Source organism: Lysinibacillus sp. KU-BSD001, assembly GCF_042920265.1.
Taxonomy (GTDB): Bacteria; Bacillota; Bacilli; order Bacillales_A; family Planococcaceae; genus Lysinibacillus_B.
Genome location: NZ_JBDQZI010000010.1, coordinates 98365 through 113182 on the forward strand (window position 1 = coordinate 98365; position 14818 = coordinate 113182).

The 14818-nt window shown below is 37.7% G+C and carries 14 protein-coding genes; 7 read left to right on the plus strand and 7 right to left on the minus strand.

Annotated features, from left to right (window positions below):
- Positions 1 to 46 precede the first annotated feature (46 nt).
- The 4 genes from AAGS61_RS14620 to AAGS61_RS14635 form a co-directional block, all read right to left on the minus strand.
- Complete coding sequence (locus AAGS61_RS14620) at positions 47 to 619, minus strand: Fic/DOC family protein (protein ID WP_391373362.1); 573 nt, start codon at positions 617 to 619, stop codon at positions 47 to 49.
- Complete coding sequence (locus AAGS61_RS14625; protein ID WP_391373365.1) at positions 606 to 779, minus strand: hypothetical protein; 174 nt, start codon at positions 777 to 779, stop codon at positions 606 to 608. Before AAGS61_RS14625 ends, AAGS61_RS14620 begins: the two co-directional genes overlap by 14 nt.
- 541 nt (positions 780 to 1320) lie before the next feature.
- Positions 1321 to 2163 carry a hypothetical protein gene (locus tag AAGS61_RS14630; RefSeq protein ID WP_391373368.1) on the minus strand — a complete coding sequence of 281 codons (843 nt, stop codon included), beginning with the start codon at positions 2161 to 2163 and terminating at the stop codon, positions 1321 to 1323.
- Positions 2164 to 2342: 179 nt separating this feature from the next.
- On the minus strand, positions 2343 to 2822 hold the full coding sequence (locus tag AAGS61_RS14635; RefSeq protein ID WP_391373371.1) for an NUDIX hydrolase: 480 nt from the start codon (positions 2820 to 2822) through the stop codon (positions 2343 to 2345).
- A gap of 355 nt (positions 2823 to 3177) precedes the next feature.
- Between AAGS61_RS14635 and AAGS61_RS14640 the strand changes: the two genes are divergently transcribed.
- Together AAGS61_RS14640 and AAGS61_RS14645 are read left to right on the plus strand one after the other, a co-directional pair.
- Complete coding sequence (locus AAGS61_RS14640; RefSeq protein WP_391373374.1) at positions 3178 to 3846, plus strand: HAD family hydrolase; 669 nt, start codon at positions 3178 to 3180, stop codon at positions 3844 to 3846.
- 48 nt (positions 3847 to 3894) lie between these two features.
- Positions 3895 to 5130 (plus strand): mannitol-1-phosphate 5-dehydrogenase, encoded by a 1236-nt coding sequence (locus tag AAGS61_RS14645; RefSeq protein WP_391373377.1) that lies wholly within the window; start codon positions 3895 to 3897, stop codon positions 5128 to 5130.
- Between the two features lie 99 nt (positions 5131 to 5229).
- On the opposite strand, the gene AAGS61_RS14650 is transcribed toward AAGS61_RS14645, so the two are convergent.
- Complete coding sequence (locus AAGS61_RS14650) at positions 5230 to 5982, minus strand: 3D domain-containing protein (RefSeq protein ID WP_391373380.1); 753 nt, start codon at positions 5980 to 5982, stop codon at positions 5230 to 5232.
- Between the two features lie 340 nt (positions 5983 to 6322).
- On the opposite strand from AAGS61_RS14650, the gene AAGS61_RS14655 reads away from it, so the two are divergent.
- Positions 6323 to 6796, plus strand: a complete 474-nt coding sequence (locus AAGS61_RS14655; protein ID WP_391373383.1) for a hypothetical protein — start codon at positions 6323 to 6325, stop codon at positions 6794 to 6796.
- Between the two features lie 358 nt (positions 6797 to 7154).
- On the opposite strand, the gene sstT is transcribed toward AAGS61_RS14655, so the two are convergent.
- Positions 7155 to 8366, minus strand: a complete 1212-nt coding sequence (gene sstT / locus AAGS61_RS14660; RefSeq protein ID WP_391373386.1) for a serine/threonine transporter SstT — start codon at positions 8364 to 8366, stop codon at positions 7155 to 7157.
- A 916-nt stretch (positions 8367 to 9282) separates the two neighbouring features.
- Between sstT and qoxA the strand changes: the two genes are divergently transcribed.
- The 4 genes from qoxA (at position 9283) to qoxD (ending at position 13095) form a co-directional block, all read left to right on the plus strand.
- Positions 9283 to 10173 carry a cytochrome aa3 quinol oxidase subunit II gene (qoxA, locus tag AAGS61_RS14665; protein ID WP_391373389.1) on the plus strand — a complete coding sequence of 297 codons (891 nt, stop codon included), beginning with the start codon at positions 9283 to 9285 and terminating at the stop codon, positions 10171 to 10173.
- Positions 10174 to 10254: 81 nt separating this feature from the next.
- Entirely contained in the window at positions 10255 to 12213 is a 1959-nt protein-coding gene (gene qoxB, locus AAGS61_RS14670; protein ID WP_391373392.1) for a cytochrome aa3 quinol oxidase subunit I, read from the plus strand.
- Entirely contained in the window at positions 12213 to 12812 is a 600-nt protein-coding gene (locus tag AAGS61_RS14675) for a cytochrome (ubi)quinol oxidase subunit III (RefSeq protein WP_391373395.1), read from the plus strand. Before qoxB ends, AAGS61_RS14675 begins: the two co-directional genes overlap by 1 nt.
- A 1-nt stretch (position 12813) precedes the next feature.
- On the plus strand, positions 12814 to 13095 hold the full coding sequence (gene qoxD, locus AAGS61_RS14680) for a cytochrome aa3 quinol oxidase subunit IV (RefSeq protein ID WP_391373398.1): 282 nt from the start codon (positions 12814 to 12816) through the stop codon (positions 13093 to 13095).
- 233 nt (positions 13096 to 13328) lie between these two features.
- Here the strand turns inward: qoxD and AAGS61_RS14685 are convergent, their stop codons facing one another.
- Positions 13329 to 14684 (minus strand): YjiH family protein, encoded by a 1356-nt coding sequence (locus AAGS61_RS14685; protein ID WP_391373401.1) that lies wholly within the window; start codon positions 14682 to 14684, stop codon positions 13329 to 13331.
- Positions 14685 to 14818: the final 134 nt, after the last annotated feature.

The following is a 14818-nucleotide window of genomic DNA, read 5'->3' on the forward strand; positions in this document are numbered from 1 at the left end:
TAAAAAAATCGGCAAGTTCTTCTAACGTAAGAAGACTTGCCGATTTTTAGATCGATAATGTTCTATAAAAAATGTGTTCAAGCAATGTCGTATCCACAACTGATTCAATCATCGCTTGCATGTATTCATCTTTTTCGAGACTTGCATAATCCCATTCATAGCCTTTTGTACGTGCATAAGCATGAATGAAGATACGTGTTGCACGTCCGTTCCCTTCACGGAAAGGATGCAACATATTTAGCTCTGTTTTAAAATGAGCTAAACGTTTTGCAGCCATTTCAATATCCTGCCAATCTTCTTCTACCTGTATCGCCTTAAATATTTCATCGGCCATTTGGTCAATATATTGAAACTGGCAAAACCGCGTGGTCCCTTTCGATAGTTGTACTCTACGAAACTGACCAGCAAAAGTATAAATATCTTGAAATAAATAGCGATGTAAGTCCATGAAACTACGCTTCGTAAAGTGCGAAACCTTATAAAGACCATTTTCAATTTCTAGCGCACGAATCATAAATGCATAAGCTTCTGCTCTTTCTAGCTGTTCCATCGTTTGGATGCCTAATTTATTATGAGTTAATAAGTACGATACATCTGCACCAAAATTATACTTTTCCAAGCTCTAACACTTCTTTTATCATATTTGGTGTTAGTTTTTTCCCTGCATTGACCGTTTCAATGGCCTTTAAAGCAAGTTCTTCGTTTACATGTAAATCTTCTAGGGCTAGGTTTTTTTCTACACGTTTAAATTCAAGTGAGTCTATCACAATCTTTTTCATCGTTTCGCCCCCCTATACGTTCTATTATACATGAAATGAGGGCAATTATACAGCGCCGAGCCTGCAAATAAAGCGATCAATTAGACTCATTTTAAGTGTCTTTCTACCCCGAAAATCCCCCTTCCCTTTCACACCCACCATATAAGGTTATTGTAGAACCACTCACTTTATGCCACACTTTTTTGTTGTTTCGTGCAATGAACACACCCTTCCGAAACTGATTCGAAAGGGCGGTGAGTTATAAATATTTATTACTCCATTTATCCTAGTACTGAATCACCTAGGCAATCGTTCTATTTCACGCATAAGCCAGTATGGCGATTACGACACCAATAACTGTTGCAAAAACGACATAAATAAATTTAGCAAGTATGTCTCTTGTTCCTCCAGACATATTGGTTCCTCCTATTCACAGTATGTACTCTCGATGCAATAATAGAGGTTCCACTAGCTATTGCCTAAATTCATTGGGGATATACTCCTACAAAACCGTTCAAAACAAAAATCCCGATTCTATGAAAAGAATCGAGAAGGAATTGAGTTAATCGATATATTGCTTAGCAAATAATGATAAATCCATCTGATTGATTTTAAAATCAGCGCCACTATAAATCACAAGCTCCATCTCCTGCTCTTTATCTAGCCCTATATCACCTATCCCTATGAAAGTGAGTGTTTGTCCACTTTCAAGTGCTTGATCGATGGCACTAAACTTATTTAAGTAGCTACTATTCAATCTTTCTTTCACAAAAGCCTCTGGATATGTGACCTTTAACAACTGCTCGTTATACTGAATCATCACATCAGCAACACTCCCGACTAACACAATCGAACGCACATAACCTAACACGAGACGAACTTGGCCAACATCTTTAAATGTCAGCTCATTGACAAAGCGCTTACGAATTGCCTTCCCTTTTACGTATGAATCGTCTTCTAATAAATCACCGTCATACAAAGTCATTTGCCTATATTTTTTTCGTGCTTGCTTCGCTGGCTGATTACTGCCTTTTCGGGATAACCTTGCTTCTTTTATCGCTTTGTGCTCTTCCACAGTTTCTTCAAACATTTTTGCAGCATCTCGCAAAGCATTTTGTCTACGGTTTCTACTAATTGTAATCGTTGCATCTTCAGCTAGAGCAGCACCCAGTTCTAACATGTTACGATTCACATTGTACATGCAGTCTGTACTATGATGACGTAATCGCCACGTTTTAAAATGTGCCTTCTTGCCACCACTATACGAAAGCAATGCCGGACACCCCTCCGTAGGACAATACAGCTTCCCTTTAAACCGTTTTTTATATGTCTGTTTGTTCATGTCACTTAGATGTACGATTTTCTCTAAACCATCAACTAAATATCGCCCGTTTGAAATACGCATACCATCCCTCCCCCCAAAACAAAAATCACCTACAATCTCGATGCTAAGATGTTAGGTGATTTTATGTGTGTATTCAAAAATAATAGAAACGAAACTTTCGCAACTAACAGCTACTACTAGTAAAGCTTTCTATTATTAGTTTATGCTTTACGAAGCTTGCCATGACTATTTTTACACATTTACAAGTTTTTCTGTTCCACCTCAATTTCATTCTGAAACAGATGGATAAACTCCCGATGGCTTCCTACCATTTTTTCAGGAAGCTGTATACATTTAAAGTAGCATACGTCTAACGTTTCCGCACAATCTAACTGAACGGTTCCCTCTACCTCTTTCGTTATGAAAACAGCTGTCACACAATACAATTCATCGCCATTTGGTGTTTTCATATAATAGTCTTTTCCTGAAAATACATGTAGCAATGTAATATTACGTATACGTAATCCGATTTCCTCAAATACTTCTCGTTCCGCTACTTCTTCAAAGCTTTCACCAAGGTTCATCAATCCCCCAGGTAATCCCCATTTTCCCTCAGGGCGCTTTTGCAATAATACTTCTCCATCATCATTGACAATGATGACAACTGAACCAGGTAAAATTAAAGGTTTTGTCCCAACATACTGCCTTAAATATTTATAATACTCGATTTGTTCTGACATGTTTGATCATCCTCTTCTATTGTTAAGCAAAATGAAATAGTACGATTCTTATACATCATTCAAAGGCGATCATACTATTTTATACGTTTTTTATCAAAAGGTGACAGCGAAAAAAACGCCTATATCATAACTCGTACACCCACTAGGAAAAAAGATATAATTTTGAAAATAATACACACTTAAGTGATAACGCTTCCATTACCTACTTATCAGCATTTATCGTAAGTTGAGATAATTTGTAATATGTATAATGCTATTTGGATAACCTTGAACCGCTTAATTTTTAATGTTAAGGTAATAATTGTATTTGAAATTAACCATTAATTCTAATAATTCTAAAATTAGAAAGGATGATTTGATGAAAGCCATTATTTTTGATTTCGATGGCACAATTATTGATACGGAAACAGCTTGGTATACCGTATTTAAAAATGCTTATGAGCAATACGGTGTTGAATTATCATTAGATACGTATTCACAATGCCTCGGTACGAGTCTCCACTCCTTTAATCCGTATACCTACTTAAGCACTCATCACAATATTTCAATGGATTTGGATGCATTCCGAAAAACAATCCACCAAAACCATACGGAACTCATGAAGGCAGAATCTATGAGACCTGGGATTTTAACACTTTTACAGGAAGCTAAAGCAGCCGGTTTAAAAATTGGGCTAGCTAGTAGTTCACACCGCGCATGGATTGATCAATTTATTAACTTACTAGACATTGGTGAGTACTTCGACTGCTATTGTACAGCGGATACAGTCAAACATGTAAAGCCAGATCCTGAGCTCTATTTCCAAGCATTGGAGCAATTAGGTGTTCAAGCAAACGAAGCAATCGCTATTGAGGATTCACCAAACGGAGCTCGTGCAGCAGTAGCAGCGGGACTTCATACCCTCGTTATTAAAAACACCATTACAAAACAATTAACTTTTGGCCAAGGTCACCACACAATTGAATCTTTAGCACACTATGAATTACAACAGCTTATCGATTGTTTTACGCAAAAAACGATTTAATGCACGTCTCTTGTAAAGTTTATATGTACTAAAGGAGAGTGAATAGCTTTGAAAAAGTGTAACAACACGCTTTATGGTTTAAATATCACTGCAAACACCCGTCCACAAAAGCCTCAAGCCGTGCATTTTGGGGCAGGGAATATTGGCAGAGGGTTTATCGGTCTACTTTTAACGAGGTCTGGCTATGATGTCACCTTTATCACACGTAACAAAACGAAAATCACCCAGCTTCAGCAAAGAAATGAATACCCCGTTAATATTGCCAATGAAAATAATGATCGCATACTTGTTCGAAATGTCACCGCTATTTCTTCCCAAAACAAAAACGCGATTGCCAAGCAGATTGCAAAAGCAAATCTGATTACAACCGCTGTTGGTGTAGCAAACTTATCGAGTATCGCCTCGAAAATTGCGTTAGGTATCCGCCTTAGATTGCAAACCAACGATCCAGAACCGCTGCATATTATTGCCTGTGAAAATGGTATAAATAGTAGCACAAAACTACAAACATACATCTATGAACATCTCCCAGAAGAATTACATGAAAAGGCCTCACATTTTATAGCCTTTCCCAATACCGCTGTTGATCGAATTGTTCCTACTCTACATCACGAAGATCCTCTTGAAGTAACAATTGAACCCTACTATGAATGGGTTATTGACCGTTCTGCGATGCTTGAAGGACTACCACACATAAAAGGTGTACAGTTCGTAGACTCCCTTGAAGCATTTATTGAAAGAAAATTATTTACGGTCAATACAGGGCATTGCTCCATCGCCTATTTAGGTTACCTAAATGGTTATTCGACGATTCAAGAAGTGATGACGGACCCTCAATTAGCAACAGATATAAAAAAAGTCATGCAAGAAACTGGTAATATGTTAGTTGAAAAACATGATTTCGATGAAACAGAACATACACGATACATCCATAAAACATTGAATCGCTTTGCCAACCCCTATCTGTCCGATGAAATCGTTCGTATTGGCAGATCACCCATTCGCAAATTATCCATTAATGATCGATTAGTTCGTCCAACGATACTAACATATAATTTAGGCTTAGATGTTTCGAATCTGACTAACACACTAGCGGCCGCCTTACTATACGACCATGATGAAGACCCTGAAGCCGTTGAATTAAAAAAGGCTATACAAAAGCACACGATCCATGACGTCATCGCAAAATACTTAGGGATACCACGAGCTCATCCGCTTCATCAAAAGGTCGCTCAAAAATATCGTGAATTTAAACAAAAATATGCGCTTATGCCCAATATTTAATCAATAAAATACCAGGTACCTTTGTGTTGCAATGTGACAACATCTTAAAGCAAGACGTTCACTCAACATCACATCAGGTACCTGGCATCCTACATATTCTTAATTGAGTATTCTAATTTTGACAGTTTTAACGCCCCACGCTACAGCATTTTCATAAGTTGGAATAAAGACATCGATTTTCTTCCCTTTAATCGCACCGCCTGTATCACCCGCAATCGCTTCCCCGTAGCCTTCTACCCAAACCTTTGTCCCAAGTGGAATCACTCGTGGGTCTACAGCAATTACTTTTTGATTTGGATTAGCACGCAAATCAATACCGTAAGCGGTTGTGCCAGAACACCCTTTACAATAAGCCGTATACGCTGTTGCTGTAACCGTCATTTCTTTGCTCGTCTGTTCTACTGGCGGTTCTGCTACTACTTCCTCTTTAGGCTGCTGAACGACCGGCTGAGAAACAGCTGGTGGCGTAGGAACAGCGGTAGGAATCGTAGTCGGAACAGTTGCTACTACTTTTTTCTGCTCGTTTAAATCCTTTACTTCTTCCCCATACATTTTTAATTCATCGCCAGGATAAATTACATAATTCGTGAGATCATTCCAACTCATGAGTGTTTCAAGTGGAATATCATGATTTACAGCAATGCGATATAAATTATCTCCTTCTGCCACTGTATAAATTTCTGCCTCTAGTTGATTATCTAAACTGACCACTTCCTCTAAAGCATCCCACGCACGAATATCTATACGCTCATAAGAATGAAGGTTTACAGGGAAATGTGACGTTGCGTATACTGCAGAAGCTGACGCAAATACAATAAAAGCACTAATTAAACAGGCTCTAATTTTAAGCATAGTGCCCCTCCTTTGTAGAAATTTGTTGCTCCCTAACCAACTTTACCCATATAGTCAAAAAATAAACATTTTTTTGAAAATAAAAAAAATACCCTTCCAAATTCACGAAGGTGTGGGTTGGAAAGGTGGCGTTCACAAAAGCTTTTTTCTACCAAAAGAGCGCAGTCTCATTCGTTATGCTCTAGCGATTAGTCAAGCGCAAATAGTATTCATTATTGCATCCAAAGCATTTACACTAAACCTTTTTCATCTTCTATGTATTTAACCTAAATTTAAACTTCTGCCCCTATACTTTGGATAAGATATGTCCCGAACAATATGATGAAAAGGAGATTTTATTATGAAAAAGTTATTGCTAGGTGACCCATTATCAATGGGGCTATTATTTACTTCAGTAAATCAGCCATCTGCACAGTCTATTGAAGGTATTAGTCCAATCGATCTTTCATCTATGGACCTTGAAACAGCTTTAATGATGGTACAACAACAGCGAGCTAACTCGTTAGGGTCACAGTTAACAAATCAAGTTCAAGTAGTGAATCAAAGAAATGAGCAAATTACTGAACTAAACAGTCAACTTTCAGAATTAAATCAAAAGTTAAAGGAGACAACTGAAGAAAGCGAAAAGGCAACAATACAATCACAAATTACCGAACTAAAATCAAGCATTGATCAACTTAATAATTATTATCAAATGGACATGCTACGTCTTCAAAGTATGACCAACAGAAGAAATGAAGCATTTGATGTGATGACTAACTTCATCAAAAAAATGCAAGATAGCCGTTCCTCTATTATTGATAATATGCGTTAAACAAAAAAGCTGCCCTCAAAAAATCGTTCAACGGTCTTTTGGGGCAGCTTCTTTTTATGTATAAAACGTATCATCGGCACATTTCCGAACAGTTATTTCTATTCTATATAAAGTAGCACTACTTTTACCGTAGCACACTATAAACATAGAAGCGCAGAGGCTAAAACATACGAGTCACAAAGAAAGCTCCTTCGCTTTATAATTTAACTGCTATTAAGTAGTTTGTCTCTTTAAAGGATGATGTCACTTTGATACGACCATCATAGAAGAAATATTTTTTAGTAGGTATTTATTAAGGGGGTGTTCCGAAAGTTTTTACTTTCGGAACACCCCCTTTTGATAAACAACAATATTTTACTTATGCACCTTTACGAGCTTTTGCTTGCTCTGCTGCTGCTGTAAAGACTACGTCAGAAGATGAGTTTAAGGCTGTTTCACAAGAATCTTGAATGACCCCGATGATAAAGCCAATTGCGACAACTTGCATTGCCACATCAGCTGATATACCAAATAAGCTACATGCAATCGGGATTAATAAAAGCGACCCACCTGCTACACCAGAAGCACCTGCTGCTGATACAGCTGATACAACCGATAAAATGACAGCAGTAACAAAGTCTACTTCAACTCCTAGTGTATGAGCTGCTGCAAGTGTCAAGACAGAAATAGTTACAGCTGCCCCTCCCATATTAATCGTCGCACCTAGAGGGATCGATACAGAGTATGTGTCTTCATCTAAACCTAACTTTTCACAAAGCTTCATATTAATTGGAATATTCGCTGCTGAACTGCGTGTGAAGAAGGCTGTCATCCCACTCTCTTTTAAACTTGTTAAAACGAGAGGATATGGGTTTTTTCTTGTATAAACAAATACTAATAATGGATTTACAACAAGCGCAATCACCAGCATCGAGCCAACGAGCACTAATAATAGATGTCCGTACTCGCCTAAAGCTGAAAGTCCATTTGACGCAATCGCATCAAAAACTAACCCCATAATCCCGAATGGCGCTAAGCTAATGACCCATTGGACAACTGTTGAAATCGCATCTGAAATATTCGATAAGCTTTCTTTCGTTGAAGCACTTGCTTTTTTCAGCGCAATTCCTAACACAAGAGCCCATGCTAAAATACCAATGTAATTACCATTCATCAGCGCTGTTACAGGATTGGACACGATATTAAATAATAACGTCTGCAATACTTCACCAATGCCACTTGGAGGTGCCACATCTTGTGCCGCATCCTTTAGTGTTAATGTCGTTGGAAACATAAAGCTTGCTACTACTGCTACAAATCCCGCTAAAAATGTACCCACGGCATATAAAACTACAATCGATTTCATATTTGTTTTGTTGTCGCTCTTTTGTCCTGCAATAGCATTGATTACTAAGAAAAATACTAGTACAGGTGCAACAGCCTTTAACGCACTTACAAATAATGAACCGACCATTGAAATACCGCTTGCCGCCTCTGGAGCGACTAAAGCTAACACTAAGCCAACAATAATACCGAAAATAATTCGATTTACTAGATTAATCTGATTCCATCTTGCAAATAAATGTTTCATCTATTTCCTCCGACCGCATCTAAATTGTACTCTCTATGCGGATGTTTGTTTTTCTACAAAGTACATATTAACATATTATTTTTGAATTTCGTAAAAAATTTAATAAAAATAATGATTTTTTGTTTTTTTTAAGCAATCTCACACACAAAAAACCCCCAAATGTCGAACAATTGACTATATAGAACAATCTTCATCAGTACAATCGTTAAACTATTATGTCCTCATTTCTACAAAAAAATCCAAATCTTCACATCGTCAAAATATTGTTAGAATACTCATTTTTTTATCGTTTTTATATACTTTTCTGTAAAATAGTCTCTCTTTTCCCTCATGTTGAACCTCTAATTTAATAGTTTGATTATTACGAAAATAACGCTGTGTCATAAAAATGACATAAATAAACGTGATGCTGAAAAGCTCGAAAATGTCGATTAATGTCGATTAACACACGGTTTTTCCTATCCAACCTGCCCTATGGAACTTTCATCCATTATGACTCTATAGTTCTACCATCCAAAATCGCATATTATTTTTTTGACTATAGCTTAATATTCTAATAAAATTTCTAAGCAGTCAGAGGTAATTATCATTATAAATATCAAAAGTTCTATCTGACATAATGAACCATTAGATGCGATGGTGATGGATTCTATTTTAGGCAATTAGCTGTCAATTAACTGCTATACAGTAATGAACGATTTAGACAGACACCTTACAGAAATAGAAAACTTTACAGAGCGATTCGATTGCACTAATAGACGTACCGAATCATCATCCATCACGTTTGATTTTATATCACCGTTTACCTCAGACATGCTGTATATACCTATTGCTACTTGTTTTCACTATCTCTAACGTGCAAATAGGTAAATACGACATCTTTAATTAGCTGTATCTAATTGAAAGGAGTCTAACTATGAAAGTGAATATGAAAGGGACTTTACTAGCATCAATAGTCTTTGGCACTCTGCTTCTTGGTGGATGTAATCCCTTATTAGTGCTTGACCCTAAAGGTCCTCAAGCAGAAGTACAAGCAAATGACACAATGATGTTAATTTTTCTGATGTCTGGCATTGTGCTTGTTGTACTTGCATTGCTGGTATTTATGTTATTTAAATACCGCGCTTCGAAACAAAGTCCTGACTACGAGCCGCCACATATCCATGGTCACTGGCTAGTAGAAACAATTTGTATCGGGGTTCCAATTCTAATCGTTCTGTTCTTATCTTTTAGAACGGTAGAAAGTAACTATTTAGTAGAAAGTGCTCCAGAACAATATAAAGATGAAGAGCCGTTAGTGATTTATGCATCTTCTTCTGATTGGAAATGGCACTTTAGCTACCCAGAACAAGGAATTGAAACGGTCAACTATCTATATATTCCAGCAAACCGCAACATTGAGTTCAAGTTATACTCTTACGGACCAATTACAAGTTTCTGGATTCCACAGCTAGGCGGTCAGAAATATGCGATGGCTGACATGGTAACAACGCTTCACTTAGCTGCAGATGTGGAAGGCGAGTTTTGGGGTCGTAACGCGAACTTCGCGGGTAAGGGAACAGCTGAACAAACATTTGATGTAACAGCAATGTCTCAAAAAGACTTTGATGAGTGGGTAGAAGAAGTACATGAAACTGCTGAACCACTAACAGAGGAAAAATTCGAAGAGCTACTGGAGCCTGGTCACCTTGGTCGTTCAACTTATACAGGTACACACCTTGATTTCTCACCAGCACCAGAGCATAATCACGGCAAATCAGATTCTGTAAATGCCGACCATAGCGAACATGCAGGTCATGAAGAATAAGACACTGGACATGAAAATCATTCTTCTCATTAATGATGTAAACTAAAAAGACGGTACTAGTCTGAAAGGAGTTACAACAATATGGAATTTTTTGAGCGCTTTATGATACCACATCCAAGCTTTTTAATTTACGTGTCAATGGTATTAATTGTGCTTGTATCGATTGCATTAGTCGCGGTGATCACATACTTCAAGCTATGGGGTTACTTATGGCGTGAATGGATTACGACGGTTGACCATAAAAAAATCGGTATAATGTACTTACTAGTAGCACTCTTAATGTTATTCCGTGGTGGCGTTGATGCGGTCATGCTACGCTTACAGCTAGCTGTTCCGGATAACACATTTTTAGACGCACAACACTATAATGAAGTATTTACAACACACGGGGTAGTCATGATCCTATTCATGGCAATGCCGTTCATTACATTCTTCTTTAACTATTTAGTACCTTTACAAATTGGGGCGCGTGACGTTGCGTTCCCACGCTTAAATAACTTAAGCTTCTGGCTCTTCTTTATGGGGGCAATGCTATTCAACCTTTCATTCGTTGTTGGGGGATCTCCTGACGCGGGTTGGACTTCATACTTCCCATTAGCAGATAACGAGTTCAGTACTTCAGTTGGTACGAACTACTATATGATTGCGATCCAAATTGCAGGGCTTGGTACGTTAATTACAGGTATTAACTTTATTACAACAATCATGAAAATGCGTGCACCAGGTATGACATTATTCAAAATGCCAATGTTCACTTGGTCAGCATTAATTGCCAACTTAATCGTTGTATTTGCTTTCCCAGTTCTAACTGTAGCGTTAGCAATGGGTGCGATGGACCGTCTATTCGATACGCAGTTCTTCGCGATCGGCAACGGTGGTATGGATATGTTATGGGCCAACCTATTCTGGGTTTGGGGTCACCCTGAAGTATATATCTTAATTTTACCAGCATTCGGTATTTTCTCAGAGGTTATTTCGACATTTGCACGTCGTAACCTTTACGGCTATAACTCAATGGTATGGTCGATGATTATTATTTCTGTGTTTGCATTCACAGTATGGACGCACCACTTCTTTACAATGGGTCAAGGTGCTTTCACAAACTCGATCTTCTCGATCACAACAATGGCGATTGCGATCCCAACAGGGGTTAAAATCTTCAACTGGCTGTTTACGCTTTATAAAGGGAAAATTGAATTTACAACACCGATGTTGTATGCTGTTCACTTTATCCCGTTATTCACGCTTGGTGGTGTAACAGGGGTTATGCTTGCAATGTCTGCAGCTGACTACCAATACCACAATACAATGTTCTTAGTTGCCCACTTCCATAACGTAATCATCCCTGGTGTTGTTTACGCGATGTTAGCTGGTTTAACATTCTACTGGCCAAAAATGTTTGGTTTCATGCTGAATGAAAAAATCGGTAAAGCAACGGTTTGGGTAATGTCGACTGGTTTCGTCCTAGCGTTCATCCCAATGTATATCACTGGTTTAGACGGACAAGCTCGTCGTATGTACACTTATTCAGAATCAACTGGCTTTAGCGCTTTAAACATGGTGTCATTCGTTGGTGCAGGAATTATGACTGTATCATTCATCATGTTAGTTTGGAACATTTGGTATAGCTTTAAAAACTCTCCACGCAACATCGGTTCAGACCCATGGAATGCACGTGGCTTAGAGTGGGCAACTCATACACCAGTTCCAAATTACAACTTTGCAATTACACCTGATATCTCAGACAGCACTTCTGAAGCATTCTGGGATATGAAGAAAAAAGGTACGAAAATTTTCAAAGGCAATATTGAAAAAATTCATATGCCAAATAACTCTGGTGGTCCATTCATTATGAGTTGTGGATTCTTCCTAGGAGGATTCTCATTAATCTTTAGTATGTGGATTCCAGCGATTATCGGTTTAATCGTGATTCTTGCAGGTATGGCACATCGTTCATTCGAAAAAGATCACGGTTACTACATTTCTGCTGAAGAAGTAAAGGCAACAGAAAGTCAATATGAAAAGCGAGGTGCGAAATAATGGCTAAAGTAGATCACTCACGCCCGCTAGAGTATAGTACAGAGGAAAATAACCTAAAAATCTTTGGTTTCTGGGTATTCCTTGGTGCGGAGATTATGCTGTTTGGAACATTATTCGCCGCGTACTTTACATTAGTAGACCGTACAGGTAGCGGTCCTGCCGGTGCTGAGATTTTTGAAATCGGTCCAGTCCTAGCTGAAACATTTATTCTTTTAGCAAGTAGTTTTACAATTGGTCTTGCGATCCATGCGATGCGTTTAGGCAGTAAAAAAGCAACACTTTCATTTATGGCTGTAACTCTACTATTAGGTTTAGCATTCTTAAGTGTTGAAATCTATGAATTTACACACTATGCACATATTGGCGCTGGTATTACTGTAAGTGCCTTCACGTCGATCCTATTAACGACTTTAGGAACACACGGTCTGCACGTAACAGTCGGTTTCTTCTGGGGATTATTTATAATGATTCAAATTTGGAAACGTGGTTTAAACCCAGAAACAGCGAACAAGTCTTTCATCTTCTCGCTATACTGGCACTTCCTAGATGTTGTGTGGATTTTCATCTTCAGTTTCATTTACTTGAAAGGAATGATGTAATATGGCAAAATTCTTTCCAATCGGTCAAGTAATGGGATTTGTATTCTCTTTAGTTTTAACTGTAGTTGCACTGCTTGTTTACTTCATGGACATGTCCATGACAACAGGGATTACAGTACTATTAGTTACAGCATTCCTACAAGCTGGCCTGCAATTTATGATTTTCATGCACGCTGGTGAAACAGAAGATAAGTGGTCAATTTACTCAAACATCGTATATGGCTTTGCAATGGTCATTATTACAATCTTAGGTACTCTACTCATCCTTCTTTGGGATATGTAATATAAAAGGTGCATCTTATAGGCTTGGGAACGTAATCATCGCCTCTGCGACTTTTACGGTAATAAAATGCATATAAATAAAAGCGAATGAATCTAATCGATTCATTCGTTTTTTTATTTGGTGCTTGTATTTTAACGATGTGAACTAGTTCCTACCGTAGCTATGCGAAATATGGCGTTTCTATTTCCACAAAAATGTTCCTAAACCGCCTATCGATTTAGGAACATTTTGATTTAAAATAATATCATCGCAACCGGTGTCACTAAAATTAATGTTAGCACAACACGTACAAACCAAGTGAATATTAAATGTGGAATACTAACTTTGATTTCTGTTGATAAAATACATGGAATCATCGCTGAGAAGAATAAAATAGCCGATACTGAAACGACCGCTACAACAAAGCGTGTAAATTCCATCGAACCAGCTGCAATTAGTGCTGGTAAGAAAATTTCAGAAACTGATAATGCCGCTGCCTTTGCCGTTAACATAGGCTCTGGCATTTGCAACGCCCACGTAAACGGATAGAAGATTAATCCAATCACATCGAATACAGGTGTATAAAGCGCAAGTAGCATCCCAAGTAAACCAACGGACATAATGGTCGGTAAAATATTCATGACCATACGTAAACCATCACGTAAGTTAATCCAAATATTTTGCGGCAATGCTGGTGTTGTATTGACTACTTCCATTGCTTCAGCCCACGCATGTTTAAAACGTTCTTTTTTAATCATTTTTTCTGGTTGTGGTGTAGCACCTGGTGCACACTCATTGGGAATTCTACTAATCGGTGGAATACGTGTTGTAATAGCTGTTACAGTAAATGTAATGATTAAAGACACCCAAAAATAAGTTAACCACATATCCATTAATTCTAATGTTTTAGCAATAACAACCATGAACGTAACAGATACTGTTGAGAAACCAGTTACAATAATAGCTGCTTCACGCTTCGTATATTTCCCCTCTAAATAAATACGATTTGTGATTAAAATACCAAGTGAGTAGCTTCCTACGAATGATGCTACAGCATCAATGGCCGAACGTCCTGGTGTTTTAAATAACGGACGCATAATTGGTTGCATAAATACCCCGATAAATTCTAATAAACCGTACCCTACTAAGAAGGCTAAAAATACCCCTCCAATTGGGACAAGTAATGATACCGGTTTAATTAACTTTTCATATAAATATGGTCCTAAATCTGGCTCAAATAACCAAGCAGGTCCAAAACCGAAAACTAACATTATCCCAGCAACAGCACCAATTACTTTGAACACTGATAAGATCATATCTGTCATTGATTTGTTCCAGGTTTTTTCATAAAACGGTAAAGCTGCTCCTAATAACAAAATAATAAGCGCAAAATACGTTACAAATGTCGGCACTGAATTACGAATATACGTCACAATATGGTCTAATAAGATAGATGATACTCCATTAATTTCAAATGGAATAAAGAATGCTAATATCCCTATTAAGCTAAACCCCAAAAACTTAAATATGCCGAGTGATGTCGTTTTTACTTCCGGTACTTTCGAATCTGAAATTGATTCAAAGTGTTCCTCCCTTGTTACATTCGTCATAATACTCCCCCTTTGCTAAATCATTCCCCTTGTGTAAAAAATAGATGAAAACAACTCTATTTTTAGAAAATTTTAATAATAGTTTATTTTCCATACAAGTGGACATTTTATCGAAAAAACTCACTTTTGTAAGT